This is a genomic window from Solwaraspora sp. WMMD937, from assembly GCF_029581175.1.
GTDB lineage: Bacteria > Actinomycetota > Actinomycetes > Mycobacteriales > Micromonosporaceae > Micromonospora_E.
The window spans coordinates 1302462-1328045 of record NZ_CP120738.1 but is presented as its reverse complement, the minus strand read 5'-3'; the positions used below and the strand labels follow the sequence as shown (position 1 = coordinate 1328045).

The window sequence follows — 25584 nt, the reverse complement described above, 5'->3', positions numbered from 1 at the left end:
TGAGGACATGGAGATGGAATACCGGGACCGCCGCGACGCCGGGGAGCAGTTGGCCGGGCAGTTGGCGCAGCTGCGGGGGCGACCGGGCGTCGTCGTCCTCGGTCTGTTGCGGGGCGGGGCACCGGTCGCGGCGGTGGTCGCCGACCAGCTCGACGTGGCGTACGACGTGCTGGTCATCCGCAAACTCGGTCTGCCGTCGGCGGCCGAGGTCGCCTTCGGCGCGATCGGGCCGGGCGGGGTGCGGGTGCTGAACCCGGAGATCGCCGACCAGCTCGCTCCGGGACAGATTGCCCGAATCACCACTGCGGAGACCACCGAGTTGCGCCGCCGCGAGCGGCTGTTCCGGGGCGACCGGCCGCCGCTGGACCTGCGCGGCCGGACCGCCGTTCTGGTCGACGACGGGCTGGCCACCGGCGCGTCGGCCCGGGCGGCGGTCACGGTGAGTCGAAGCCTCGGTGCGGACCGAGTGGTGCTGGCGGTGCCGGTCGGCTCGGCCGAGGCGATCGGCACGCTTCAAGACGTGGTCGACGAGGTCGTCTGCCCGCTGCGGCCAACTGACTTTCGCGCCGTCGGTTGTTACTACCAGGATTTCCACCAGGTGTCCGACGACGAGGTCACCGCGTTGCCGGTCGGCAGGTGAGGATCCCAGCCGGTACCGTCGAGTCATGCAGATGAACTGTCCCAAGTGTCACGGCGCCATGCGGCAGTACGAGCGCAGTGGGATCACCGTCGACCAGTGCACCGAGTGTCGCGGCATTTTTCTGGACCGGGGCGAGTTGGAGCGCCTGCTGGACGCGGAGGCAGCCTGGAACGGTGGTGCCGGCGGCCAGCAGCCCGGTCAACCGCCCCGCCCGGCACCGGGCCCGGCCGGCGGCTACCCGCCGCCTCCGCCGCCCCCGCCGACGCACCACCAGCCCGGCTACCCGCCGCCGGCCCCGGCCTACCCGCCAGCTCCCGCCTACGGGCACCACGGCTACCACGGGCACTACCGGCACAAGCGGCAGAAGAGCTTCCTCAACCAGCTGTTCGACTGAGCCTGTGCCCCCGGCGGTCCGGAACTCTGCGCTGGTCCGGGCCGCCGCACTGGTCCGGGCCCCCGCACTGGTCCGGGCCGCCGCGTCGCCGGGATCGGGCGGCCGTCCCGGCATGGTGACTCAGATCGCCATGTCGACGAACCGGGATAGGTGCAGTTGCGCGGCGACGGTCACCGTGTCGGTCGGCCCGTTCCGGTGCTTCGCGACGATGAAGTCCGCCTCGCCCGCCCGAGGCGACTCCTTGTCGTAGTAGTCATCTCGGTGCAACAGAATGACCACGTCCGCGTCCTGCTCGATCGACCCTGACTCGCGCAAATCGGACAATTGCGGCCGTTTGTCGGTACGCTGCTCAGGGCCACGGTTCAGCTGGCTGACCGCGATCACCGGGCACTCGACCTCCTTGGCCAGCAGCTTGAGCCCACGGGACAGGTCCGCGACCTCCTGCTGACGGCTCTCGGTGCGTTTCGGTGAGGTCATCAGCTGCAGGTAGTCGACGACGATCATCTTCAGGTCGTGCCGCTGCCGTAGCCGCCGCGCCTTGGCTCTGATCTCCATCAGGTTCATGTTCGGCGTGTCGTCGACGAAGAGCGGCGCCTCACTGATCTCGCCCATCCGCCGGGCCAGCTTCGTCCAGTCGTCGTCGGAGAGCTGGCCGGAGCGCAGGACATGCAACGGCACCTTCGCCTCGGCGGAGAGCAGCCGCATGACGATCTCCACCTTGCTCATCTCCAGCGAGAAGATCGCGCTGGCGTGACCGGCCCTGATCGCCGCGTTGCGGGCGAAGTCCATTGACGCGGTCGAGTTGTGCGTCGGGATCATCGTCCGGCCGGCGAGATACAGGTGGTCGGCGTTGTCCACGGTGACGCAGCGCACCGGCACGCTGCGGACCGGTCGGACCGAGGTGATTCGTCGCTGCTGCTCGTCGTCGGTCTGGATGGTCACCGTGTAGACGGTTGATGGCGAGGTCATTCGGCCCTGGACGGTGGCCGCTGACACCGTGCAGTGCAGACCGAGGCTCGCCACCAACTCGCGTACCGCCTCGACCATCAGACGCGAAGTGGTCCGGTACTCGTCCAGCCCGCCCGGGTTGCGGGTGCCGGCGGTGTCCAACAGACCGGTCAGCAGCGCCCTCCGCTGCCGCTCGGAACTCCGCAGGTACGCGTCGGGGATCCGCCGGTCGTCCTGGCGGTGGTCGGCAGCCGGGTCACCACCGGCAAGATCAACCCCCAACTGGTACGGCGGCACCGGCAGGTCGTCGCGGTCGGGCAGCGCCAGGGCACGGCAGTTCGCGACGGTGACCTCGGAATGCTCCGCCGGTGACCGGTCGAGCAGGTCCAGGATCTCCTCGGTGGTCAGTACCTGGGTGGCCCGTGCAGGTGCGGACTGGGTCGGTCGTGGCCGGGACCGGCCGGCCAGGGCCGGATCGGCCGAGACCGGTGCCGGGGTGACGGTGGCCAGCGCTGCGGCGGCCGCTGCCGGTACCGGCACGGCGGGCCGGTGCGTCACCTGCCAGAGATGGTCAGCGTCGGCGACGATGGCCGAGCCGTCGCAGAACTCGACCTGGTAGGACCGTCCGCCGAGCAGGACGGCAGAGGTGCCGACGACCGTGGTGGGTCGACCGGCGGCGTCAAGTAGTCGGTCACCGACCGCGACCTCACCCATGGTGGTCCAGCCGGTCGGGGTGGGCAGCGGGGTGTCCAGCGCCAGCGCCTTGCCGAGGCCGGGCCGGCCGGCGACGATGATCAACTGCCCGGGGTGCAGCCCGTTGAGCAACCGGTCCAGGTCGGTGAACCCGGTGGGCACCCCGGTCATCATGCCGGCCTGGGCACCGACCGCCTCGATCTCGTCGAGGGTCGGCTGCAGCATGTCGGCCAGGACCGCGAAGTCCTCGCTCACCCGCCGTTCCGTGACGTCGTACACCGCCTGCTGGGCGAGGTCGACGACGTCGTCGATGTCCCGGCCGCCGCCGGCGGCGGAACCGTACCCGAGCTGCACGATCTTGGTGCCGGCCTCGACGATGCGGCGCAGCACCGCGCGCTCGGCCACGATCCTGGCGTAGTAGGAGGCGTTGGCCGCGGTGGGCACGCTCGCGATCAGGGTGTGCAGGTACGGCGCGCCGCCGATCCGGCCCAGGTCACCTGAGTTGGCGAGCGCGGCGGAGACGGTGATCGCGTCCGCTGGCTCGCCTCGCCCGTACAGGTCCAGCACCGCGTCGAAGACCGTGGCGTGGATCGGGCGGTAGAAGTCGTTTGGTTTGAGGATCTCCACGACGTCGGCGATGGCGTCCTTGGAGAGCAGCATTCCGCCGAGGACGCACTGCTCAGCGGCGACGTCCTGGGGTGGCGTGCGGTCAAAGGGCTCACCGCCGGTGGGTGGACCGGGTGGCTTGGCCGGCGGGCCGGGTGGACCGGACGGGCGGGTCGGTGGCCGAGGCTCGGTCTGCAGGTCGTCCGTGATGGACATCCGGGCACCCCCCTTCACTACATCACTGCCGCGAGTCAACTGCGCGGGTACGACATCGTCTGCTCGTGCGTCGTCGACGACCTGCGGTCGGGCCCACCAGGGACCGGGCGACCGGGGGACGTCGCATCGGCGTGGGAGGGCTCCGGGAAACGATACGGACTTGCGGCGGCATGCCCAAACACGGCGGTGGATGAACCTCTGGACAAGCTGTGGACAGGGGGGCACAGGCTGTGCACAACCTTGTGCACAGCCTGTGGAAAACTTGCCGCCAACTCGAGGAGAGGCCCGCTGAGCTGGGACTTTGCGATCCACAGCCGGTGGACAAAAATCTGCACCGGGCTGCCCACCTGGCTACCGGCTACTATCGGGCGGGAACTGATTCGCCGGCCCAGCCGATCACGGCTCGATAGCGAAGGGGCGAGGCTCCGGCGGTGGACTACCGGGACTGGGAGTACGGCGACCGCCCTCCACGCGAGCGGCGGTCGGCTGCCCGGTGGCCCGACGACGCCGATGCCGACCCGGCACCACGCTCTCGTCGGTCACGGCGCTACGACCCGGCCGAGGATGACGCGGCGCCCCGCGGCCGACGCCGCTACGAGGACCGACGTGGCCGCGACGAGGACCAGCGCGACGGTGCCCGGCACCAGGCAGACCGGGGCAGCCCGGCGTCGGGCCGGTGGGCGCTGCCCGCCGGCCCGACGCCGCCATCGGGTGAGCCGGTCCACCGGGACTCGCCGGCTAGCCGGGCCGGGCGGCACCGCGACGAATCGTGGCAGATTCCCGAACAGCCGGTACGGAACCGCCGGTCCCGTGGCCGTCCGGCGCTGCCAGCGGCCGGGCCCGAGATGGACGCCCCCGCCTGGGACCGGCCCCGGCGGGCACCGGGCCGGCGCCGCGCGGCCGAGGACCCGATCTCCGGCGGTCCGATCTCGGGCAGCCCGTTGTCCCGGAACCCGATCTCCGGCAGCCCGGTGTCCGGCGATCCAGCGGGCTGGCGGCGTGAATTGCCCGATAGCCGTTCCAGGCCGGTGTCGGGTGCCGGTCCGCTCGACCCGGGCGGTCCAGCCACTACGCCACCCGCTAGCTGGTCGACCACGCCGGCGCGGTGGTCGGCGTCGCCCAGTGATCCAGGTGAACCCGGTGACCTGGAGGGGTACGGCGGTCGCAGTCGTCGGTCGTCCCGACGTACCGGTCCGCCGTCCGACTCCGACCGTCCCGGCCGCCGACGGCGCGACCGCGACGACATCCGGCGTCGCCTCGACGACGACCACGCGGCGCAGTGGCTACGCGACGACGAGCCCACCAGCGGGTGGTCCGGTGGATCGGACCACACCGGCGAGTGGTCGAGGCGTTCCGACCCCACCAGCGGATGGTCCAGCGCGACTGACCACACCAGCGAGTGGTCCCGGGGTACCGACTACACCAGCGAATGGTCCCGGGCCAGCGAGCGCACCGGCGGGTGGTCGCGGGAGGCGGACCAGGTTGGGCGATGGGACCGGCCCGCCCGTCGCGAGATCGAACCGCCCCGGCGCGAGTTCACCGACGAGACCGGCACCTGGCCGCGTACCGCGTCCTCGCCACGGGCGATCGGTGCCGGCCCGGCGCAGCCGCCCAGCGGCCGGGCCGGGGAGCTCAGCCGCGGGGCGTACCGCCCGAAACCGGTCGACAGTTGGCGCGAGATCGGCGACCAGACCGATCAGTGGCACCGGGGCGACGACCCGGAAAGCTGGCCGGTCGGTAGCCGCACCGGGGCGCGAAAAAGACGCGCGGCCGAGGTCGGCGACGTCGACGCCGATATCCTTCCGCCGGTCGATCCGTGGCCACAGGTCGAGCCGGGCCGGGAAGGTACCTTCTGGTCGGGGACCCGCCTGGCGGCAGACGACCCCAGGTGGGTGGAGACGCCGGCTTCGGCACCCCGGTCACCGATCGCCCTGCCGAGTGCGCCCCGCTCCCGGGTGCTGCCCGAGCAACGACCACGGCCGAGGTACGAACCGCCGTCGCAGCGTCGGCTGACGTACCGGATCGACGACGAACTGATCGACGCCGACCAGGGCGGCTACTTGTCGTCGCTGCTGTACACGGCTGCCTGGTACGCCCTGCCGGTGGTGGCGTTTCTGATCTGGAGCCTCACCCTGGACGGCACCCCGGCGACCACCGACTGCGTCCTCGGGGTGGACGGCGACTGCCTCTCCGCTCGGGCGCAGGCGATCAACTCGCTGCTGGCCGCCGCGCCGGACTTCGCGTACGCGCTGATGATCTCGCTGGTCCTGGCGGTGTCGATCAGGTGGGTCAGCGGCACGTGGCGCGCCTCGAGTGTCGGCCTGGCGTCGGCAGTGATCGGCGGCGGCATGTCGACCGTGCTCGCCAGCGCAATCACCGGCCAGCCGATCGGTTGACGCCGGACCTACCGGGCGGCCCCGGATCCCCGACTGTTCGTGCTGTTCGTCGCGGGTGCCGTGCTCCTAGGATCGACCAGTGTTCAGCCGCAGCCGAAGGATCAACCCGACCGTGGCCGGGCCGCTTCTCGCCGGGCTGGTGACCGGGCTGGTGACCGGGTGCGGCGCGGCCGGCGACGGCTCGGCGGTCGGTGACGGTCCTCCTCTCACCAGTGCGCAGCCTGGGGCGTCGTCCGCTACCACCGCGCCGGCCACTGTCCCGTCGGACGGCACACCACCACCGTCCGGCGCGGCCGGGCTGGGCGCGGCCCCGGTGTCGCCGGAGGCTCCCGACCGGACGACGGCGGCCGGTCCGGCGGCCGGCAACCCGGATGGACGAGCTCAGGTGCCGGCGCGGGCCCGCGCGGTGGACACCAGCCGGCCGACCCGCACGATCGGCGACGGTACGCCGGCCAGTTGCACCTCCCAGGCGGTCGTCGCGGCGGTCGCAGCCGGCGGGATCATCACCTTCGCCTGCGGGCCGGAACCGGTGGTGATCACGATGGACCGGACGGCGAAGGTACGTAACGCGGCCAACCGGCAGGTGGTGCTGGACGGCGGCGGGCTGGTCACTCTCAGCGGTGCCGGGCAACGACGAATTCTGTACATGAACACCTGCGACCAGGCGCAGGGCTGGACGACCTCGCACTGCAATGATCAGGACCATCCCGAACTGGTCGTACAGAACCTGACCTTTGCCGATGGCGATTCCACCGGTGAGCAGGTCGACGGTGGCGGCGGCGGCGCGATTTTCGTCCGGGGCGGCCAGTTCCGGGTGGTCAACTCCCGATTCTTCGGTAACCGGTGCGACCCGACCGGACCGGATCTCGGGGGCGCGGCGATTCGGGTGCTGGACCAGTGGCAGGACCAGCCGGTGTACGTGGTGCAGAGCACCTTCGGCGGGGCACCCGGCGACGGCGGAGTGTGTGCGAACGGCGGTGCGTTGAGCAGCATCGGTGTCTCGTGGATCGTGCTGAACAGCGTACTGACGCACAACTCGGCAACCGGCAACGGTGCGAATCCAGCCAAGCCCGGCACCCCGGGCGGCGGCAGCGGTGGGGCGATCTACGCCGACGGCAACCGGTTCACCGTCTCGATCGCCGGCACCGTCATCGCCGACAACGAGGCGCGGGAGGGTGGCGGAGCCATCTTCTTCGTCAGCAACGACCGGTCCGGCACCCTCGAACTGACCGATTCGGTGCTGCGCCGCAACACCAGTCACGGCTTCGCAACCGCCGGCTACCCGGGCATCTTCTACCTCGGGTCCGGGGATCCGGTCGTCGTCTCCAGCATTCTGCGCTGAGCATGGTCAGGGGCCACACCGTCTGGTGTGGCCCCTGAGCCGGATGTCTCGCTCGCTGTGGCTGCCGGAAGCTACCTGGCCTGCAGCACACTGAGGTCGAACTTGGCGGTGACGTCCGGGTGCAGCTTGACCTTCACCGGGTAGGTGCCGACCGACTTGATGTGGCCGGGCAGTTCCAGCCGCCGCCGGTCCAGGGCCGGACCGCCAGCGGTACGGACGGCGTCGACGACCTCGGCCGGGGTGACCGAGCCGAACAGTCGACCGCCTTCGCCGGCCCGAGCGGTCAGGGTGACCTTCAGGCTCTCCAGCTGACCCTTGACCTCGTTGGCGTGCCCGAGGTCGCGGATCTCCCGGGCGGAACGGGCCCGCTTGATCGAGGTGACCTGCTTCTCGGCACCCTTGGTCCAGGAGATCGCGAACCCTTGGGGCAGCAGGTAGTTACGGCCGTAGCCGTCCTTCACCTCGACGATGTCCCCGGGGGAACCGAGCCCAGACACCTCCTGCGTGAGGATGATCTTCATATCGGTGCCTCCGCTCAGCGGGCCGTCGTGGTGTACGGCAGGAGCGCCATCTCGCGGGCGTTCTTGACCGCGCGGGCGATCTGTCGCTGCTGCTGGGAGGTCACCCCAGTCACCCGCCGGGCACGGATCTTGCCCCGGTCGGAGATGAACTTGCGCAGCAGCGCGGTGTCCTTGTAGTCGATGTAGGTGATCCCGTCCTTGTCGAGCGGGTTCACCTTCTTCTTCGGCTTGCGAAGTGCCGCAGCCTTGGCCATTGCTCGTGCTCCTGGTTTGCGATCGCGGGCGTTGGAAGCCATATCAGAATGGAGGTTCCTCGTCGAAGTTCCCGCCGCCCGAACGGGCGGACGAGGCGGCCGGCGCGGCCGGCGCGGCCGTGGCCCATGGGTCGTCGAAGCCGCCCTGGTTGCCACCGCCGCCGGAGCCGCCGAAGCCGCCGCCGGATCGGGACATCTTCTGCACCTTCGCCGTGGCGTACCGCAGCGACGGGCCGATCTCGTCGACCTCCAACTCGATGACGGTCCGCTTCTCGCCCTCACGGGTTTCGTACGACCGCTGCCGCAGCCGACCCGAGACGATCACCCGGGCACCCCGCTGGAGCGACTCGGCGACGTGCTCCGCCGCCTGGCGCCACACCGTGCAGGACAGGAAGAGCGGCTCGCCGTCCTTCCACTCGCCGGAAGCTCGGTCCATGTACCGGGGGGTCGAGGCCACCCGGAACTTGGCGACCGCTGCTCCCGACGGGGTAAAGCGCAACTCAGGGTCATCGGTCAGGTTGCCGATGACCGTGATGGTGGTATCTCCTGCCATGACCATCTCCTCGCGCACTCAGTCGACGTCCTCGTCATCAGGCTGCCAGAGCCGTGTGACAGGACCGACGAGGGCTGTCGGGCGGACCGGTGGGACGCGGTCAGCGCGTCTCCGGCCGAATGACCTTGGTACGCAGCACCGACTCGTTGAGTCGCAGCTGGCGGTCCAGCTCAGCGACAGCATCCGGGGTGGCCTGCAGGTCGATGACCGCGTAGATGCCTTCCGCCTTCTTGTTGATTTCGAAGGAGAGGCGGCGGCGGCCCCAGACGTCGAGCTTCTCGACCGAGCCTTCGGCGGTGCGGATCACGTTGAGGTACGTGTCGAGCGAGGGCGCGACCGTGCGCTCCTCGAGGCTGGGGTCGAGGATGACCATGATCTCGTAATGACGCAAGACGTACTCACCTCCTGTGGGCTGACGGCCACGGTCCTTCCGTGGCAGGAGGTCCAGCGTCGTGACGCCGACGACCAGTCAGGCAACTGACGTCGGCGCAACCGAACAAGGATAGCCGGCTGCGGGCACGAGCCGCGGGGCGCCCCCTGTCCGCATTCTTTGGGTGGGACCTGGGGAGGAACGACCACACCGACGAGGTTGGACGTGAGGCGCCCCGCGGAGCCTGTGCCGTTGTGCGCTGGTCAGGGCAGGTGTTTGAACTTCTGCCCGTGTTGCACAACTATAACCCTTATTGCTGCTACAGACACGCCAATCACAGCAATTAACGCAAGGAGCGCTAATAGTCCGATTGGATGATCTTGTCCGGTCAGACCGGCGAGCCAGGGGGCCGCCACGCCCTCCGTGAGCGACAGTTCGATCGGCACGTCCTCTCCCAGCACGAACGGTGGCGCCGGTCCCGGCACGAAGACGAGGACGAAGACCTCGGTGTCTCCGCCGATCGGCGGAGACACCGAGCCGGTTCTCTACCCGGAGCAACGACCGCGACCGGCGACGGTGACGCGGCCGGCTCGCCGGGCGGCCGGCCCACGTCCACCGGCACGAACCGGTGGTCGCACGAACCGCCGGTGTCCGGATCGTCAGGCTTGCCACGTAGGCTCGGCCCATGCGTATCGGAGCACACGTCGACCCCAGCGACCCGCTCACCGCAGCCGCCGACCGACGGGCAGACGCGGTCCAGTTCTTCCTCTCCGACCCGCAGGGCTGGAAGGCCCCGCAGCCACGCACCGACGCGGATCAGCTGACCAGCTCGGACGTGGACCGGTACGTGCATGCTCCGTACGTGATCAACGTCGCCACCTCGAACAACCGGATCCGGATTCCGAGTCGCAAGCTCCTGCTGAGCCATGCCACCGGCGCCCGCCAGGTGGGGGCGAAGGGTCTGATCGTGCACGGCGGCCACGTCAGCCGGGGCGACGACGCAGCGGTGGGTTTCGACAACTGGCGCAAGGCCTTCGCCTACGCACAGGACCAGGGCGGATTCCCGGTGCCGGTGCTGATCGAGAACACCGCAGGCGGCGAGAACGCCTGCGCCCGACGGTTCGACGCGCTGGCCCGACTGTGGGACACGATCGGCGAGTTCGGGCCGGGTTTCTGTCTGGACACCTGCCACGCCCACGCCGCAGGTGAGGAGCTGCTCGGCATCGTCGACCGGGTCAAGGCGATCACCGGCCGGATCGACCTGATCCACGCCAACGGGTCCAAGGACGCCTTCGACAGCAGCCGGGACCGCCACGAGAACCTCCAGGCCGGCATGATCGACCCGGAACTCATCGTCGCGGTGATCCGATCCGCCGACGCACCGGTCATCGTCGAGACTCCCGGTGGCACCGACGGCCAGGCGGCGGACATCGCCTTCCTGCGAGATCGGCTGGGGCAGCAGGATACGGCCCGATGACCGGCAAACGAGCAGCCGCCGACGGCGACCGGGCTGGCACGGCCGACCCGGTCCGCCCCGACCCGGCATCGACCAACGGCACCGAACAGCAGCTCGACGAGACGACGGTGGGCCGGCCGGAGGCCGAGCTGGTCACGACCGACGACCCGCCGCAGAGCAAGGCCGAGCCGACCGACGACCCGCCGGAGACCAGGGCCGAGCCGACCGACGACCCGTTCACCGCGTTCGGTCCGGCGCCGGAGCGCCGGCCGGGTCGGCTGGTGCGGGCCCGGCGGGCCGTCGTCCGGGTACTGATCCACGAATGGAGCCTGGCCACGGTCGCGGCGCTCGTCGTCGCGGTGGCGATGACCTGGCCCACGCTGCGCTACCCGCTCTACACGATCCCGCAGGACACCTGGGATCCGACCTTGCAGGCCTGGCAGATGGCCTGGTCCGGGCATATTCTGCTGACCGACCCGACCCAGCTGTGGCAGTCGAACACCTTCTACCCGCAGTCGTGGAGTTTCGCCTTCTCCGACACCCTGCTCGGCTACGCGCCCGCCGGCATGATCGGAGACGGGCCGGTGGCGGCGGTCCTGCGCTACAACATCATCTTCGTGCTGGCCCACGCCCTGGCGGCGCTCGGCGCGTACGCACTGATCCGCCAGCTCGGCACCGGGCGGACCGCGGCAGCCGTCGGTGCGGCCGGCTACGCGTACGCGCCGTGGCTGCTGTCCCAGGCCGGGCACCTGCACATCGTCTCCAACGGCGGCATCCCATTGGCGCTGGCCATGCTGGCCCGGGGACACGGCTGGTCGCTGCGGTACGGCTACCGACCGCAGCGGCGCAGCGTCAGCTGGGCGCTGGCCGGCTGGCTCACCGCAGCCTGGCAGATCAGCCTCGGATTCGGTATCGGACTGCCGTTCATCTACATCCTGGCGGTCATCTGCCTGGTCTCGCTGGCCATGTACCTGGTCCGGCGCACCTGGTTCTGGCCGCAGCGAAAGCCGTTCGGAGCCGTACTGCTGCTCACCGACCTGGCCGGCGGCGCGCTGTTCACCGCCGTCGGGGTGCTGCTGGCGATCCCGTACTTCCGGGTCGCCGAACTGCACCCGAACGCCGCTCGGACCATGGCCGACCTGGCCGCGTACTCGCCGCCGGTGTCCGGGTTCTTCACCGCGCCGGCGGAGTCGCTGATCTGGGGCGACCGGCACGCCGATGCCCGCGCGGCACTGCCCTGGCACCCGGAGATGACCCTGTTGCCCGGCTTCGTGCTGTACGCGCTGGCGCTCGCCGGGCTGGTGTTGTCCATCTGGACCTGGCGGCAACGGCTGTTGCTGCTCGCCGGGGTGCTGCTCACCGGGATCCTAGCGATGGGCAGCAGCTTCTTCGGCGGCACCTACAGCTACGGTCTGCTCTTCGAATACGTACCCGGCTGGGACGGAATCCGCACACCGGGCCGGATGATGTTGTGGACCACGCTGCTGCTGGCGATCCTTGCCGCCGGCGCGGTGGCGGCGTTCGTCGGCCGAGTCGACGACATCGCCCGGCAACGGGTCACCGAACGGCCCGGCGCGCTGCTGCGGCTGGCTACCCTGCTGCCCCTGCTGCTGGTCCTGGTGGAGGGGCTGAACGTCACCCCGCACCCGGAGGTGCCCGAGCAGCCGCAGATCATGCGGGTCGACGACGGTCCGATCCTGGTGCTGCCCAGCAGCCAGAATCTCGACCAGCACGTGATGCTCTGGTCGACGACCCGGTTCCAGCCGGTGGTGAACGGCGGCAGCGGCTTCACTCCGGACCAGTTGGCCGAGGTACGGGAGATCACCCGGACGTTCCCCGATCAGTCCAGCATCGGGTACCTGCGGGAGTTGGGCGTGCGTACCGTGGTGCTCCGGCGTGACGAGGTGCCCGGTACGCCGTGGCAGACCACCATCGACCTACCGGTTGACGGGCTCGGCATCGACCGGGTCGACATCGGCGACACCGTCGTCTACCGACTGTGATCCTCCGGCGGCCGGCCTGGGTTCGCGTTCGTCGTTGAACCAGCGGCGGACCTTGGTCACCCAGCCGGCGTCCGGCGCGCCGTCGAAGACGCCGCCGTCCGGGTCGTCGGAGTAGTTGCGGCGCACCACGTCCCGCTCCGGGTGGAGAATGTCGCGGATCACGAACACGCACAGCGCCACCACCGTGCCGAGCCGCAGCGTGGCGGCCAGCACGAAGACCCCGTCGGGAATGACCTGACTGCCGGTCGCGGTGCCGAGCAGCTGCCCGTAGAAAGCAAGGAAGTACCCGACCTCGGCGGCCTGCCAAGCGAGGAAGGCACCCCAGCGCGGCCGGGCCAGCACGATCAACGGCAACAGCCACAGGGTGAACTGCTGTGACCAGACCTTGCTGAAGATGAGGAACGCGGCGACCACCAGGAAGGCCAACGCGGCCAGCCGGGGTCGACGCGGCGCGAGCACGGCCAACGCGCCGACACCGAGGCAGGCCAGCCCGAACAGTACGTACGACAGGGTGTTCAGCGTCGGAATGTTGTCGCCGAGCCACTGGAACGGACCCTGACTACCGGACGCACCGCCGGCCCACTTGCCGTCCAGGTAGCGCCCGATGTACCACAGCGTTCCCCAGTCGATCGGCCGTTCGGAGTTGAGTTCGAAGAACCGCCGCCACCCGTCGTGGGCGAAGAGGTAGACCGGCAGGTTGACCGCGACCACGGTGCCGACCGCCGCGACGATCGCGGTGACGATGGCCCGGATCCGGCCCGACCGCAGGCCGAGGACGAGGATCGGTCCGAGCAGGAACAGCGGCCACATCTTGGCGGCACCGCCGATGCCGAGCAGGACGCCGGCGAGCAGCGGACGCTGCCGAACCCAGGCGAACAGGCCGAACATCGCGAACCCGATCGGCAGCATGTCCCAGTTGACGGTGGCGGTCAGCACCAGCGCAGGGGCGAGGGCGAACATCGCGGCGTCCCACGGCCGGCGGCGGCGCAGGGCGAGGATCGCCGCCACGGCGGCCACCCCCAGCGCGCAGAGCACCAGGGCGTTGGCGTTGTAGAACCACATCGCCTGGTTGAGCTCGGGTCGGTCTGTGCCGAGCGCGTGCACCGGCAGCCCGATCGCCCCCATGAAGTAGCCGGTCACCACCGGGTACTCGACGGGATGGTCGAGGTAGGGGACCTTGCCTTCGTTGAGCCCTTCGGCGTAGTAAAGGGCGAGTACGTCGGTGTAGCAGAACCGGGTGTACTGGATGTTGTCCTGCCAGGCGCCGTCCATGCAGGGCGACTTCTGCACCCAGTGCGCCGCAAGGCTGAGGCAGATCAGCGCGAGGACGATCCGGGCGGCGGTCCAGAACCGGCCGGGCCGGCCGCCGGGCTGGTCCTGGCCGGCGGCGTGCCGGCCGAGCGGGCCGCCGATCGCTTCGGACAGGCCACGGACGAACCGGTCAGCGCGCGACGGGTGGTCGACGGGTGGCCGCTCGACCGTTTCGCCCTCCGCTGCGGTGGCCGGTCCAGGTTGCTCGGCCCGCTCAACTCCATCGATACCGTTCGGCCGCTGCACGCTCATGAACAGGCATCCTGCCGTACTCGACCTGCTTTCGTCTGCCCAGGACCGGCATGTCGAGTTCACCGATGTACCGCGCCGGCCGGTGACCAGGTCAGTTGACCTGGTCACCGGCCGGCGCGATGGTTGGTGATCTACGTCCGTCGATCAGCGTGTCGGCGGCGGCAGCGTCGGCGGCACCGTGGTGCCGCCAGCACCACCGCCGAAGTCGAACCCGATGCCGCCGTCGCCACCCTGGTCGTCACCGTCGTTCGGGTCAACCCCGTTACCAGGAGTTCTGGTGGGGTTACCGGCGCCGTCGTCGCCCTGGTCGCCGTCGTTGTTCCCGTCGTTGTTCCCGCCGCCCGGGCAGAACAGGTCGCCCAGCGGACCATCGCAGATTCCGCCGCGGCCCGGCCGTTGCGGGTCCGGCGGCGGCGGGGCGGGAGACTTGCCATTGCCGGCGTCGACGCTGCCGATCTCCCGGGCAGCCGGGAACTGTTCGACGTCCATCCCCTTGTGTGCCTCGTTCATGAAGCGCTGCCAGATGATGGCGGGCAGTCCGCTACCACCGATCTTGTTGTTGTTCTTGTCGCGGATCGCCTTGCGGTCTCCGACGTTGCCGACCCACACCGCCGTCGCGATCTGCGGGGTGTAGCCGACCATCCAAGCATCGCCGTTCTCGCCGCTGGACTCGTTGAGCTCCCAGGTGCCGGTCTTGCCAGCGACCGGACGCCCGCCGTTGAGGTCCCTGTTGATGTTGCTCGGGATCTGGGTCAGCACGTCGGTCAGGTCCGCCACGACCTCCTGCCGGATCCGCTGCTCCGGCTTGAGCTGCTCGCCTCCGGCCGTCACCCATTCACCGCTGACCAGGTTCTTCTTCTCGACCGATATCACGAAGTGGGCCTTGTTGTAGACCCCACGGTTGGCCAGCGTCGCCACCCCGTTGGCGTGGTCGAGCACCGTCACCGGGTACTGCCCGTACCCGACCACGTTGAAGAACGGCGACGGAGCAACCTCCTTCGGGTCGGCCGTGGTCAGGTCGTACGGCTTGTTGTCGGCGGTGTTCCACATGGTGGCGACGCCGGCCGCCTTGGCCATGCCGACCACCTTGTCGGCGCCGATCTGCTCGGTGACGTGGTAGAAGGGCACGTTGTAGGACTGGACGGTGGAGAAGTCCAGCGAGCACCACTCGCCACAGCTTGCGTTCCGGCCGGCGTTCTGCACCTGAATCTCGGTGCCCTCGACCTTGAACGGCTTGGCCGTCCAGTGCGAGTCGACCGAGATGTCGTTGTCCAGGGCGGCGGCCAACGTGTAGATCTTGAACGTCGAGCCGGGCGAGTGGCCGCCGGTCCACTGGCCGTTCTCGTAGTTGCGGCCGGCGTAGTCGTGCCCGGTGCCGTTGTCGCCGCCGAAGTAGGCGAGCACCCGGCCGGTCTCCGGATCGATCGCGACCATCGCCGCCATCAGATTCTCCGGCTGGCCCTCCATGGCCGACCCCTTGACCTTACGCCAAATCGCCTTCTCCGCGGCGTCCTGCATCTTCGCGTCGATCGTCGTGACGACCCGGTAGCCGCCCTGCCGCAGCTCCTGCGAGCAGGTGTCCGGCGTGCAGATGCCCATCTGCACCATCTCGTCGCGAACGTAGTTGATGACGTTGCCCTCGGGGGTGTTGATCCCGCAGTCGATGATGCAGCTGTTCGGGTCGACCTCCCGGATCTCCGGGTACTCGGTCGGTCGCTCGGCCTCGGGCAGCCAACCCATCTCGACCATGCCACCGATCACGTACTCCCAGCGGACCTTGGCCTCGGCCTCGTTGACTGCCGGGTCGTAGCCCTGGTGCCCGGTGGTCGCGTCCGGCTCCGGCTGCTTGATCACTGCCGCGATCACCGCGCCCTCGGCGACCGACAGGTCGGCGACCGACTTGCCGAAGTACTGCTGCGCGGCGGCCTCGATGCCGTAGGCGCCGCGGCCGAAGTAGATGGTGTTGAGGTAGAAGCCCATGATCTCGGACTTGTCGTACCGGTCGGTGAGCTTCGAGGCCAGCACCGCCTCGCGGACCTTGCGGGCGTAGGAGACCTCCTGCAGGTCCATCGCGTTTCGCGCGTACTGCTGGGTGATCGTCGAGGCACCCTGCCGGGTGCCGCCGGTGAAGTTGTTCCAGGCCGCCCGGGCGATACCGACGTAGTCGACGCCGGAGTGCTCGTAGAACTTACGGTCCTCGGCGGAGGCCACCGCCCGCTGCACGTGCTCAGGGATCTGGTCGACCGTGACGAACACCCGGTTGAACTCGCCCAGCTTGGCGATCCGGGTGGTGCCGTCGCTGGCGTACATCGTGCTGGCCAGCGGCAGCGGCAGCTCCTCGGGCAGGGTCACCGTCGTCGAGTAGTAGGTGCCGCCGACGACCGCACCACCGGTGAGCATGATCAGGACAGCGAACGACGCGATCAGCAGGTTGATCCGCCGACGTTGCTTGGCCCGTTTCGCCGCGGCAGGGTCGCCGCCGCGACCGCCCCGGCCACGGCGTCCCGGCCCGGACGGGCCGTCGGGTCCGCCGGGACCGCCCGGTCCGCCGGGACCGCCGCCGAACCCACCGGCCGGCGAGACCGGTCGTACGCTGGCCCGCCCGACGGTCGCCCGGCCGACTCCGGCCCGGCCGGCGGCACCACCGACCGGGGCACCACCGCTGACCGGAGCCCGGCCACCGACCGAGGCCCGACCGGCTGGGCCGCCGCCGACCGATGCGCTACCCACCGACGCTCGTCCGGCGGAGGCGCCGCTGACCGGGGCCCGGCCACCGACCGAGGCCCGACCGGTGCCGGGGCTGGCTGGTCCGCGGAAGGTTTCTCCGCCGTGCCAACCCGCTTCGGAGTCGCCCCGCGCGGAGTGGCCGCGGGCCGGCCCGGCGTCGTCCGCCCCGGCCCATTGGTAGTCATCCGGCTCGGATCCGTATCCGCCACCGCTGCCTGGACTGTAGGCACGCCCGTGGGCGGAGTTGGGGTCGCCGTACGAGTTCATGTGTCACACCCTGCCGGTTGCGGTGGTGCGCTCCAGCGCCACCACCGGTCTGCCGTGAGTTGGCCCACTACCGGTGCCGGAGCGACACCAGCAGCCGAAAGCCACTTCATCAGAAATATCGTGACTTGTCCGGTTAACCAGAAACGTTGCCCTGCCTACTCTCTGGTGCCTACGCAGCGACCGGGCAATCAGGTTCACCGTTGGGCCTCTCGCCTTCGTTTGGTCATCGATGGACGGCCGCCGCCGGACACGGCGACGGCGTCGTCCGCCTCGCCGTCACCGCCGACGCCTAGGCCATCCCGGCCGAGAAGATACTGCTCCACCAGGTGGTTCCAGTTGCAGACGCGACACACCTCGACGACGTACACCTGGAACTCACGCAGCGTCATCGCCAGCAACGACAACTCGGCCCGGTTTCGGGCCTGTCCGGCGGACTGCTTCAGCTCATCGCCATAGATGTAGTGCACATGGGTCAGGTTCTCGCGGCGACAGATCGGGCAGCTCTCGTCGGTCGGCTCGCCGTGGAACCGGGCAGCACTCTTCAGGTAGGGCGAGGCATCGCAGACCTCGTGGCTGCTCACCCGGCCGGAGAACACCTCGCGCAGCACGGCTCGCCGCTGAAGCGAGTAGTCGACGACCTGACGCTGCGAACGCATGGCCACGAGCGTACGCGGTCTCGGCTGACCTTGGCGACTACGGTCACGATCAGTAGCCGACCGTACGCAAGGAACCATTTGCCCGGTGTCCGGTTTCCGTCTACCGTGTCGATGTATCGGCGCGATACATCGAGTCGACGATGCCGGGCAGATCACGAGGTAGGAGGGGCAGCGTGCTCGAACTCGCCATCCTCGGCCTGCTTCAGGAGTCCCCTATGCACGGTTACGAGCTCCGCAAGGAGCTCGCCGCCAAACTCGGGGCGATCCGCGCCGCGATCAGCTACGGCTCGCTCTACCCCACCCTGCGCAGGCTGCAGGCCAACGGCCTGATCGCCGAAGCCGACGACCCCACGACCGCCGACGCGGAGATCCCGGCACTGACCAGCCGCCGCGGCCGGGTCGTCTACACCATCACCGCCGAAGGCAAGGAACGGTTCGCCGACCTGATCGCCCAGACCGGTCCGGAGACCTACGAGGACACCGGGTTCGGCGTGCACTTCGCCTTCTTCTCCCGGACCGACCGGGCCACCCGGCTGCGAATCCTGGAGGGGCGGCGGCGCAAGATCGAGGAGCGCCGGGAAGGGCTCCGCGAGGTGCTCGGTCGAGCCGCGGAACGGCTCGACGCGTACACCCTCGAACTCCAGCGGCACGGACTCGACGCCTGCGAACGCGAGGTCCGGTGGCTGGAGGAGCTGATCGCCAGCGAGCGGTCCGGCCGGGCCCCACGCACCGGCCACCCCGATCCCATGAAGTTCGAACCCGCAGAGAACGATCCGCCCCCGCCTGGACAGACCAGGGAGGCTCCGCCGGGACAGCCCGGAGACGAGCCGGAGCGGCCGTGAAAAACAAGAAGGAGGCAAACGCGATGGGCTCCGTCCGCGTCGCCATCGTCGGTGTCGGAAACTGCGCCTCGTCCCTGGTCCAGGGCGTGGAGTACTACCGCAACGCCGACCCCAACGACCGCGTTCCGGGTCTCATGCACGTCACCTTCGGCGACTACCACGTCTCGGACGTGGAGTTCGTCGCGGCGTTCGACGTGGACGCCAAGAAGGTCGGCATGGACCTCGCCGAGGCGATCAACGCCAGCGAGAACAACACCATCACCTTCTGCGACGTACCGCCCACCGGGGTGCTGGTGCAGCGTGGCCCCACCCTCGACGGGGTAGGCGAGTACTACCAGGAGGTCATCCAGGAATCCGACCAGCAGCCGGTCGACATCGCCCAGGCGCTGCGCGACGCGCGCGCTGAGGTGGTCGTCTGCTACCTGCCGGTCGGCTCCGAGCAGGCCGCCCGACACTACGCGCAGGCCGCCATCGACGCCGGTTGCGCCTTCGTCAACGCCCTGCCGGTGTTCATCGCCTCGGACCCGGTCTGGGCGCAGAAGTTCACCGACGCCGGGCTGCCGATCGTCGGCGACGACATCAAGAGCCAGGTCGGCGCAACCATCGTGCACCGGGCCCTGGCCAAGCTGTTCGAGGACCGGGGCGTCGAGCTGCTGCGCACGTACCAGCTGAACTTCGGCGGCAACATGGACTTCATGAACATGCTGGAGCGCACCCGACTGGTCTCCAAGAAGATCTCGAAGACCCAGTCGGTGACCTCCCAGGTGCCGCACGAGATGGCCAAGAGCGACGTGCACATCGGCCCGTCCGACCACGTGCCGTGGCTCGACGACCGCAAGTGGGCGTACATCCGGCTGGAGGGCCGCTCGTTCGGTGACACCCCGCTGAACGCCGAACTCAAGCTTGAGGTCTGGGACTCACCCAACTCCGCCGGCGTGATCATCGACGCGCTGCGCGCCGCGAAGATCGCCCTCGACCGGGGCGTCGGCGGCCCGGTCCTGTCGGCCTCGTCCTACTTCATGAAGTCGCCGCCGGAGCAGTACGCCGACCACGACGCCCGCCAGGCGGTCGAGGACTTCATCGTCAACAAGATCGAGCGCTGATCCCCGGCCGTTCGCCGGCCGATCGGCACCTCGCATCGCCGGGCGGTCCCGCTGCAGCGGGACCGCCCGGAGCCGTTCAGGTCCATGCCTGGCGCAGCGCCACCGCCGCCTCCAGCTCCAGCAGGTGCCGTTTGCGGGGCAGCCCGCCACCGAAGCCGACCAGCTTGCCGCCGGCCCCGACGATCCGGTGGCAGGGCACGATCACCGGGATCGGGTTGCGGTTGCAGGCCACCCCGACCGCCCGCGCCGCCTGCGGGTCGCCCACCGCCGCAGCGACCGCACCGTAGGTTTCGGTCTGTCCGTACGGGATGTCGGTCATCCGCCGCCACACGGCCCGCTCGAACTCCGTGCCCCGCCGCACCGACAGCGGCACCGTGAAATCGGTGGACGCACCGGCGAAGTAGCCGCGCAGTTGGTCGAGCGCCGCGCACAGCACCGGGTCCGTCGGCGCGGTGTCGACCACCTCGTCGGTACGCCCGAACAGCACCCGGCACACGCCGACGTCGTCAGCCGCCACCGACAGCTCACCGATCGGTGAGTCCAGCACCGCCCATCGCATCCGCCGATTGTCCGCCGGTCGGCTGACTGGCCGGGTCACCGGGTGCGGGCGGCACCGCAGCCGACATGAACAGGGCCACCTCGTCGGCGTACGGCGGCGGGTAGCGGGTGGTGTCGATGCCGGTCAGGGCGAAGCCGAGCCGGCGGTACGCGCGTACCGCCGCGACGTTGACGTTCTGGGTCTCCAACCAGATCTCCCGGGCGGCGTTCTCCCGGGCGGTGACCTGTGCGATGCCGATCAGCTCCCGGGCCACCCCGCGCCGACGGTACGTCGGGGCCACGTGCAGCTCGTTGACCACCTGCCGCCCGTTCCACCGCTGGTAGGTGGTCGCCATGAAGCCGGCCGGCTGGTCGCCGTCGATCGCGAGCGCGTACAGGTCCCACAGCCGACCGCCCTCGGTGACTCCTTCGGTCAGGTCGTACCGTTTGCGCACCGGCGGCGACACCGGAACCTCCCGCAGCCTGAACCCGTCGGCACCGCCCACGACCTGCAGTACGGCGGTAGCGGTGAAGCCGGTGTCGAGCCGGCGGAGCAGGTCGATCTCGAAACTCCCGAGTACGGTCCTGATCCGGATCTCCACCGATGCATGGTCGCATGCAAACTATCCGCACCCCGGGACGTCTGCACTCAGTGGAGGTGCTTCGTGGGCCGGACTGAGGATCAGGACTTCACCGCGTTCGTCGCCGCACGCGGTGCGTCACTGCTCCGGATCGCGTACGCGCTGACCGGGGACCGGCACGCCGCCGAGGACCTGGTCCAGTCGGCGCTGGCCAAGGCGTACGCCCGGTGGGGCTTGATCCGCGGCGCCGCCGAGCCGTACGTACATCGGGTGCTCTACCACGAGCAGGTGTCCCGGTGGCGGTGGAGCGGTCGACGCCCGGAAGTCATGTACGCCAGCGTGCCGGACCGGCCGGTGACCGGGCCGGACGAGCACACCGCGCTGCGGATGATGCTGCGCGACGCGCTGCGTCAGCTTCCGCCTCGACAGCGCGCGGTGCTGGTGCTGCGCTATCTGGAGGATCTGAGCGTGGAGCAGACGGCGCAGATCTTGGGCTGCCGGACCGGGACCGTCGCGAGTCAGGCGAGTCGGGCGCTGGAGCGGTTGCGCAAGCTGGTGCCCGATTTCGCGGAGTTGACAGACCAGTCGGAGGCGCTGCGATGAGGCAGACGGAAGCCGAACGGCTGCTCCGCACGGTAGTGCGCGACCTCGCCGACGAGGTCGACGTCGGAGGCTGGGCGCCGGTCGGACCGACCGGGGAGCCGACCGGCAGGATCGCGGCAGCGGCGATCCGCCGTGGGCGTTGGCTGCGCCGTCGACGGCGGGCGGCGGTCGCACTGGCCGCGGTGGCGGCGGTGGCCGCAGTGGCGGTGCCGTACCAGTTGCTCGGCCGCTCCGGCGACGCGCTGGTCCCGCCGGCGGGCCCGCTGCACGCGACGCCGACCCCCGCCTCACCGGGCCCGGCCGAGGTGCCGGTCGTCGAGCTGAGCGCCGCCAACTGGGCCGACGCCCCGGTCGAACTGGCCGACGGCTGGGTGGTGATCGGCGCGATTTCGCAATCATGGTCTGCTCCGGCGACCGGCCCGGACCCGTCGATCGTGCTGAACCGGCCGGCCGGCCGGTATCGGGAGATCCCGCTGCCCGCGCCGGCCTATCCCGCGCCGACCGGTGCGATGCTGGCGATCAGCGACGACAACCGGCCGTTCGAGATCGGGTTGCTCGAGGCGACCCCCGACGCACAGGTGCGGTGGGTCCGTACCGGGCAGCGCATCCTGACGCCGCAGTGGTCGCCGGACGGCCGGCGGTTGCTATTGACCGTCCTGGACAAGGAGAGCGCCGAAACCAGGTTGACCATCGTCGACGCCGACAGCGGTACCGTCGTGAGCTGGCCGGTCGACACCGACCGAGCGTTCTACTGCACCGACTACTGCGAGTTCACCTGGTCGCCGGACGGTCGGGAGGTGGCGCTGAGCCAGACGGATCCGGTCGGCCCGCGCTCGGAATCGGTCCGCCACCCCCGGCGTGGGATCCAGTTTTTCTCGGCGCGCGACGGATCCGCAACTCGGTTCGTGCCGGTTCGAGGGGACGTCGCCTGGCCGTGGTCGTGGTCGCCAGACGGCAGTCAGGTCGTCGTCCAGGGTCAACAGAGTGCCCAACTGGTCGACGTGGCCACTGGGGAGGTGCGCTCCGAGCTGCCGACCAGCCGGGTCTACTGGACCAGCGACGACCGACTGTTGTACGTGGACTCGGCCGCCGCCATGGTCGTGGCCATCGGACCGGACGGCACCCCGCACACCCGCTACCGCCTCCCGGAGCGGCTGGCCGGTCGAGAGCTGTTCCTCGCCCCTGGCTGATGCCCTGCACCCTGGCTGGACAGGCAGGTTGCCTAACCGGGCTACCGTTGCGGAATGTGGACACGGGGACGTTGGTCTTCCTCATCATCGGTGGTCTGGGCGTGGTGGTGCTCGCCGTCGGGCTGCTCGGCGGCGAGTTCCTGCATCTCGGTGACGTCAGTGCCGACGGGCCGGTGTCGGTCGAGGTGGTCGCCGGATTCGCCGGAGCGTTCGGGTTCGCCGCGGCGATCGCCAACGAGTTGCTGGGTGCCGGCGACGCCGGCGCGGGCGGACCGCTGGGTGCCGGTGCCGGTCTGACGGTCGCGGCCGCTGCGATCGGCGTCGCCGCCGCGCTGCCGGCCGGCTGGCTGACGATGCGGCTGTCCCGGGCCGCCCGGAACATGCCGACGGACGGCACCCCGACCCGCGACCACCTGGTCGGCACGCTCGGCGTGGTGATCACCCCGATCCACCCCGGCGGGTACGGCGAGATCCGGGTCCGGCTCGGCGGGCAGCCGGTGAAGCTGAGTGCCCGCGCCGACCTGCCGATCCCGCTCGGTGCCCAGGTCTTCGTGGTGGAAGCAGTCAGCGACACCAGTGTCGTCGTCGAGCAGACCCCCACGATCCAGTGACGTCGAACCCCACCTCATCTTTCTAAGGAACCCGCATGACCCCACTGCTCATCGCGATCATCGGTGCTGCGGCACTGGTGCTCGTACTCATCCTCTTCGTGCTCTCCCGGATCAAGGTCGCCGGCTCCAACGAGGCGTTCATCGTCACCGGCCGCAAGGGGCGCACCACTCAGGCCCTCGACGGCACCCGGTCCACTGACATGTCCGGGCAGAAGGTGGTGATGGGCGCTTCGGTGTTCGTCCTGCCGGTGGTGCAGAAACTGCAGGTGCTCGACCTGTCCAGCCGCCGGATCCATGTCGAGATCGCTGGCGCGGTCAGCAAACAGGGCATCCGGGCCAACCTGCAGGGCGTTGCGATCGTCAAGATCGGCGGTACGGAGGGCGCGATCCGCGCGGCGGCGCAGCGCTTCCTGCACCAGCAGGACGAGATCGAGGACTTCACCCGCGAGGTGCTCGCCGGCGCGTTGCGGTCGATCGTCGGCCGGCTGACCATCGAGGAGATCATCCGGGACCGGGCGGCCTTCGCCAGCGCGGTCGCCGAGGAGGCCGAGCATTCGATGACCAACCAGGGTCTGGTGCTCGACACCTTCCAACTGCAGGACATCATCGCCGAAGGCTCCTACCTGCAGGACCTCGGTCGGCCGGAGGCCGCCCGAGTGCTCAAGGACGCCGCGATCGCCGAGGCACGGGCCCGGCAGGCCGCTGAGCAGGAGCGGCTACTCGCCGAGGAGGCGATCGCCGAGGCCAACCGGAACCTGTCGCTGAAGCAGGCGTCCATCCAGGCCGAGATCGACGCGGCGAAAGCCAGGTCGGCGGCGGCCGGACCACTCGCCCAGGCCGAGCGGGACCAGGCCATCCTCTCCGAGCAGCAGAAGGTCGCCGAACGCAACGCCGAGCTGAAGGAACGCCAGCTCGACACCGAGGTCCGCAAGCCGGCCGACGCCGCCCGCTACCGGGTCGAGCAGGAGGCCGAGGCGGCTCGCAGCGCCGCCGTACTGGCTGCCGACGCCGAACGGCAGGCGACGATCGCCGGCGCGCAGGCCTCCGCCGAGCAGGCCCGGCTCACCGGTGAGGGCGAGCGGGCCCGGCGGGCCGCGCTGGCTGAGGCGAACGCCATCGAAGGCGCCAAGGAGGGCGAGGCCGAGCAGCGGCGGCGCAGCGCGATCGCCGACGCCGTCGAACGGGAAGGCACCGCGGAGGCGTCCGCGATCCTGGCCCGCGGTGAGGCGGAAGCTCAGGCGATGGCCCGCAAGGCCGAGGCGTTCGCCGCGTACGGCGAGGCCGCCGTGCTGGACCTGCTGGTCAAGGTGCTGCCGCAGGTGGTCGAGGCGGCGAGTGCCCCGATGGGCTCGATCGACAAGATGACGGTGATCTCCACCGACGGGGCCTCGTCGCTGGCCAAGTCGGTGGCCAGCAACGTGGCGCAGGGTCTGCAGCTCGGCAACGACCTGACCGGGATCGACCTCGCGGGCATGCTGGCCAGACTGGGCGGCGGTGCCGAGCCGGCCAACGGCGCGCGCCCTGAGCGCAGGCCACTGACCGGTTCCGCGAGCGACACCGGCGCGGACCAGGGCTGACCGGTCTTCGCCACCGACGGGCCCGGGAGTCGTCCCGGGCCCGTGGTGTGGGTGCCGACGGTCAGCGCTTGGACATCTCTGCGGTGTAGAGCGTCGTGCGCTGCGTCATGGTGTCGCCGTCGCACTGGTAGCTGGCCGGGTCGAACTCGACGACCAGGGTCTGGCTCTCCGAGCCGACACCCGGGGCGCTCAACGTGACCGTGCCGTCCGCGTCGACGTCGCTGAAGGAGACCGTGCCGTCGAGGGCACGGAAGCGGTAGGTGACCTGCCCGCTGATGGTGAGGGTGACGACGGTCCCAGCTACGAATCCTTCGAAGGTGGTGCTGTCGCCGTAGTCGGTGGTGCCCGATCCGTCCTCGCGCAACTCGACACGGGCACCGGGGCCGACGCCGCTGAACCTGGTCTTGCCGAACGGCTCTTCCAGCGCGATGTCCTCCTCGTATGAGTCCACCTGCCAGGTGCCGACCACGCAGGGGTCGACCAGCGGCGGCGAGGCTTCCCTCGGAGTCGGCAAGGCACTGGAAGTCGCGGACGCGCTGGGGGTCGGGGAGACACTCGGATCGGCCGTGACCCGGTTGCCGTCGCCAGTGCCGCGGACCGCGATCACCACGCCGATCGCCGCCACCAGCACGACGAACGTCGCGCCGAGGGCCACCAGCGGGACCAGGTAGGACCGACCCCGGTCGGGCGGCTGCGGCGCCATCGGGTAGCCCGGATAGCTCGGCGCGCCGCTGCCCGGGTAGCCGGGCGGCGCACTGCCGGGGTAGCTGGGTCCCCCGCTGCCGGGGTAGACCGGTGCCGGTGGCTGCTGCGGCGGGTGTCCGGGGTAGCCGGCCTGGCTGGACGGAACACCGCGGAACGTGCCGCACTGGAGGCAGTAGCCGGCCTGGTTGACGGACACACCGCCGCAGACCGCACACGGCTGCATCTGGGCC

Annotated in this window: 24 protein-coding genes; 12 read left to right on the top strand and 12 right to left on the bottom strand. The window is 70.2% G+C overall.

From position 1 onward, the window contains the following. Positions 1 to 7: 7 nt before the first annotated feature. Together O7621_RS05830 and O7621_RS05825 are read left to right on the top strand one after the other, a co-directional pair. A complete protein-coding gene (locus tag O7621_RS05830; RefSeq protein WP_282233081.1) occupies positions 8 to 640 on the top strand; it encodes a phosphoribosyltransferase family protein in 633 nt (210 codons plus the stop codon). 25 nt (positions 641 to 665) lie between these two features. Continuing rightward, the gene (locus tag O7621_RS05825; protein ID WP_282233080.1) at positions 666 to 1034 is read left to right on the top strand and encodes a zf-TFIIB domain-containing protein; all 369 of its coding nucleotides are present in this window, start codon (positions 666 to 668) and stop codon (positions 1032 to 1034) included. 120 nt (positions 1035 to 1154) lie between these two features. Here O7621_RS05825 and dnaB read toward each other — a convergent pair whose 3' ends face one another. Then, complete coding sequence (gene dnaB, locus O7621_RS05820) at positions 1155 to 3497, bottom strand: replicative DNA helicase (protein ID WP_282233079.1); 2343 nt, start codon at positions 3495 to 3497, stop codon at positions 1155 to 1157. Positions 3498 to 3928: 431 nt separating this feature from the next. Here dnaB and O7621_RS05815 point away from each other — a divergent pair, with 431 nt between their 5' ends. Together O7621_RS05815 and O7621_RS05810 are read left to right on the top strand one after the other, a co-directional pair. Continuing rightward, the gene (locus O7621_RS05815; protein ID WP_282233078.1) at positions 3929 to 5893 is read left to right on the top strand and encodes a hypothetical protein; all 1965 of its coding nucleotides are present in this window, start codon (positions 3929 to 3931) and stop codon (positions 5891 to 5893) included. A gap of 79 nt (positions 5894 to 5972) precedes the next feature. Further along, positions 5973 to 7235 carry a hypothetical protein gene (locus O7621_RS05810; protein ID WP_282233077.1) on the top strand — a complete coding sequence of 421 codons (1263 nt, stop codon included), beginning with the start codon at positions 5973 to 5975 and terminating at the stop codon, positions 7233 to 7235. Positions 7236 to 7306: 71 nt separating this feature from the next. On the opposite strand, the gene rplI is transcribed toward O7621_RS05810, so the two are convergent. From rplI to O7621_RS05785, 5 genes are all read right to left on the bottom strand, one after another. Then, positions 7307 to 7756 (bottom strand): 50S ribosomal protein L9, encoded by a 450-nt coding sequence (rplI, locus tag O7621_RS05805; RefSeq protein ID WP_278172926.1) that lies wholly within the window; start codon positions 7754 to 7756, stop codon positions 7307 to 7309. A 14-nt stretch (positions 7757 to 7770) separates the two neighbouring features. Beyond that, positions 7771 to 8010: a 30S ribosomal protein S18 gene (gene rpsR, locus O7621_RS05800; RefSeq protein ID WP_091551811.1), complete on the bottom strand. Its 240-nt coding sequence runs from the start codon at positions 8008 to 8010 to the stop codon at positions 7771 to 7773. Positions 8011 to 8053: 43 nt separating this feature from the next. Further along, positions 8054 to 8581: a single-stranded DNA-binding protein gene (locus O7621_RS05795; protein ID WP_282233076.1), complete on the bottom strand. Its 528-nt coding sequence runs from the start codon at positions 8579 to 8581 to the stop codon at positions 8054 to 8056. Positions 8582 to 8663: 82 nt separating this feature from the next. Continuing rightward, entirely contained in the window at positions 8664 to 8954 is a 291-nt protein-coding gene (gene rpsF / locus O7621_RS05790) for a 30S ribosomal protein S6 (protein WP_282233075.1), read from the bottom strand. 242 nt (positions 8955 to 9196) lie between these two features. Then, positions 9197 to 9466, bottom strand: coding sequence for a hypothetical protein (locus tag O7621_RS05785; RefSeq protein WP_282233074.1), 270 nt, complete (start codon positions 9464 to 9466; stop codon positions 9197 to 9199). A 152-nt stretch (positions 9467 to 9618) separates the two neighbouring features. On the opposite strand from O7621_RS05785, the gene O7621_RS05780 reads away from it, so the two are divergent. Continuing rightward, positions 9619 to 10410 carry a deoxyribonuclease IV gene (locus tag O7621_RS05780; protein WP_282233073.1) on the top strand — a complete coding sequence of 264 codons (792 nt, stop codon included), beginning with the start codon at positions 9619 to 9621 and terminating at the stop codon, positions 10408 to 10410. Then, positions 10407 to 12392, top strand: coding sequence for a hypothetical protein (locus O7621_RS05775; RefSeq protein WP_282233072.1), 1986 nt, complete (start codon positions 10407 to 10409; stop codon positions 12390 to 12392). Before O7621_RS05780 ends, O7621_RS05775 begins: the two co-directional genes overlap by 4 nt. On the opposite strand, the gene O7621_RS05770 is transcribed toward O7621_RS05775, so the two are convergent. The 3 genes from O7621_RS05770 to O7621_RS05760 all read right to left on the bottom strand — a co-directional run bounded on the left by O7621_RS05770 (position 12327) and on the right by O7621_RS05760 (position 17605). Further along, a complete protein-coding gene (locus O7621_RS05770; protein ID WP_282233071.1) occupies positions 12327 to 13955 on the bottom strand; it encodes a glycosyltransferase 87 family protein in 1629 nt (542 codons plus the stop codon). The two genes, O7621_RS05775 and O7621_RS05770, sit on opposite strands and share 66 nt — an antisense overlap. 144 nt (positions 13956 to 14099) lie before the next feature. Further along, positions 14100 to 16685 carry a transglycosylase domain-containing protein gene (locus O7621_RS05765; RefSeq protein WP_348775288.1) on the bottom strand — a complete coding sequence of 862 codons (2586 nt, stop codon included), beginning with the start codon at positions 16683 to 16685 and terminating at the stop codon, positions 14100 to 14102. 458 nt (positions 16686 to 17143) lie between these two features. Next, positions 17144 to 17605 (bottom strand): DUF5318 domain-containing protein, encoded by a 462-nt coding sequence (locus tag O7621_RS05760; protein ID WP_282233069.1) that lies wholly within the window; start codon positions 17603 to 17605, stop codon positions 17144 to 17146. A 173-nt stretch (positions 17606 to 17778) separates the two neighbouring features. On the opposite strand from O7621_RS05760, the gene O7621_RS05755 reads away from it, so the two are divergent. Next, complete coding sequence (locus O7621_RS05755; protein ID WP_278172913.1) at positions 17779 to 18447, top strand: PadR family transcriptional regulator; 669 nt, start codon at positions 17779 to 17781, stop codon at positions 18445 to 18447. 23 nt (positions 18448 to 18470) lie between these two features. Then, a complete protein-coding gene (locus O7621_RS05750; protein WP_281555769.1) occupies positions 18471 to 19550 on the top strand; it encodes an inositol-3-phosphate synthase in 1080 nt (359 codons plus the stop codon). Positions 19551 to 19626: 76 nt separating this feature from the next. Here O7621_RS05750 and O7621_RS05745 read toward each other — a convergent pair whose 3' ends face one another. After that, positions 19627 to 20109 carry a methylated-DNA--[protein]-cysteine S-methyltransferase gene (locus tag O7621_RS05745; protein ID WP_282233068.1) on the bottom strand — a complete coding sequence of 161 codons (483 nt, stop codon included), beginning with the start codon at positions 20107 to 20109 and terminating at the stop codon, positions 19627 to 19629. Next, on the bottom strand, positions 20075 to 20689 hold the full coding sequence (locus tag O7621_RS05740; RefSeq protein ID WP_282233067.1) for a GNAT family N-acetyltransferase: 615 nt from the start codon (positions 20687 to 20689) through the stop codon (positions 20075 to 20077). The genes O7621_RS05745 and O7621_RS05740 overlap by 35 nt, the downstream gene beginning before the upstream one ends. Positions 20690 to 20752: 63 nt before the next feature. Between O7621_RS05740 and O7621_RS05735 the strand changes: the two genes are divergently transcribed. Genes O7621_RS05735 through O7621_RS05720 form a run of 4 tightly spaced genes read left to right on the top strand, consistent with a single transcriptional unit; the run spans position 20753 to position 24649 of the window. Beyond that, entirely contained in the window at positions 20753 to 21271 is a 519-nt protein-coding gene (locus O7621_RS05735; RefSeq protein WP_282233066.1) for a SigE family RNA polymerase sigma factor, read from the top strand. Next, the gene (locus tag O7621_RS05730; RefSeq protein ID WP_282233065.1) at positions 21268 to 22461 is read left to right on the top strand and encodes a hypothetical protein; all 1194 of its coding nucleotides are present in this window, start codon (positions 21268 to 21270) and stop codon (positions 22459 to 22461) included. The genes O7621_RS05735 and O7621_RS05730 overlap by 4 nt, the downstream gene beginning before the upstream one ends. Further along, complete coding sequence (locus O7621_RS05725; protein ID WP_282233064.1) at positions 22461 to 23072, top strand: NfeD family protein; 612 nt, start codon at positions 22461 to 22463, stop codon at positions 23070 to 23072. Before O7621_RS05730 ends, O7621_RS05725 begins: the two co-directional genes overlap by 1 nt. A gap of 35 nt (positions 23073 to 23107) precedes the next feature. After that, positions 23108 to 24649: a flotillin family protein gene (locus tag O7621_RS05720; protein ID WP_282233063.1), complete on the top strand. Its 1542-nt coding sequence runs from the start codon at positions 23108 to 23110 to the stop codon at positions 24647 to 24649. A gap of 61 nt (positions 24650 to 24710) precedes the next feature. Here O7621_RS05720 and O7621_RS05715 read toward each other — a convergent pair whose 3' ends face one another. Next, entirely contained in the window at positions 24711 to 25577 is an 867-nt protein-coding gene (locus O7621_RS05715; RefSeq protein WP_282233062.1) for a hypothetical protein, read from the bottom strand. Positions 25578 to 25584: the final 7 nt, after the last annotated feature.

Bases quoted from the DNA above. Each gene is read 5' to 3' on its own strand.
- O7621_RS05770 (WP_282233071.1), bottom strand. From the start codon at position 13,955: ATGAGCGTGCAGCGGCCGAACGGTATCGATGGAGTTGAGCGGGCCGAG.
- rpsR (WP_091551811.1), bottom strand. From the start codon at position 8,010: ATGGCCAAGGCTGCGGCACTTCGCAAGCCGAAGAAGAAGGTGAACCCG.
- O7621_RS05775 (WP_282233072.1), top strand. From the start codon at position 10,407: ATGACCGGCAAACGAGCAGCCGCCGACGGCGACCGGGCTGGCACGGCC.
- O7621_RS05730 (WP_282233065.1), top strand. From the start codon at position 21,268: ATGAGGCAGACGGAAGCCGAACGGCTGCTCCGCACGGTAGTGCGCGAC.
- rplI (WP_278172926.1), bottom strand. From the start codon at position 7,756: ATGAAGATCATCCTCACGCAGGAGGTGTCTGGGCTCGGTTCCCCCGGG.
- O7621_RS05720 (WP_282233063.1), top strand. From the start codon at position 23,108: ATGACCCCACTGCTCATCGCGATCATCGGTGCTGCGGCACTGGTGCTC.
- O7621_RS05760 (WP_282233069.1), bottom strand. From the start codon at position 17,605: ATGCGTTCGCAGCGTCAGGTCGTCGACTACTCGCTTCAGCGGCGAGCC.
- O7621_RS05745 (WP_282233068.1), bottom strand. From the start codon at position 20,109: ATGCGATGGGCGGTGCTGGACTCACCGATCGGTGAGCTGTCGGTGGCG.
- O7621_RS05825 (WP_282233080.1), top strand. From the start codon at position 666: ATGCAGATGAACTGTCCCAAGTGTCACGGCGCCATGCGGCAGTACGAG.
- O7621_RS05725 (WP_282233064.1), top strand. From the start codon at position 22,461: ATGCCCTGCACCCTGGCTGGACAGGCAGGTTGCCTAACCGGGCTACCG.
- O7621_RS05780 (WP_282233073.1), top strand. From the start codon at position 9,619: ATGCGTATCGGAGCACACGTCGACCCCAGCGACCCGCTCACCGCAGCC.
- O7621_RS05715 (WP_282233062.1), bottom strand. From the start codon at position 25,577: ATGCAGCCGTGTGCGGTCTGCGGCGGTGTGTCCGTCAACCAGGCCGGC.
- O7621_RS05830 (WP_282233081.1), top strand. From the start codon at position 8: ATGGAGATGGAATACCGGGACCGCCGCGACGCCGGGGAGCAGTTGGCC.
- dnaB (WP_282233079.1), bottom strand. From the start codon at position 3,497: ATGTCCATCACGGACGACCTGCAGACCGAGCCTCGGCCACCGACCCGC.
- O7621_RS05750 (WP_281555769.1), top strand. From the start codon at position 18,471: ATGGGCTCCGTCCGCGTCGCCATCGTCGGTGTCGGAAACTGCGCCTCG.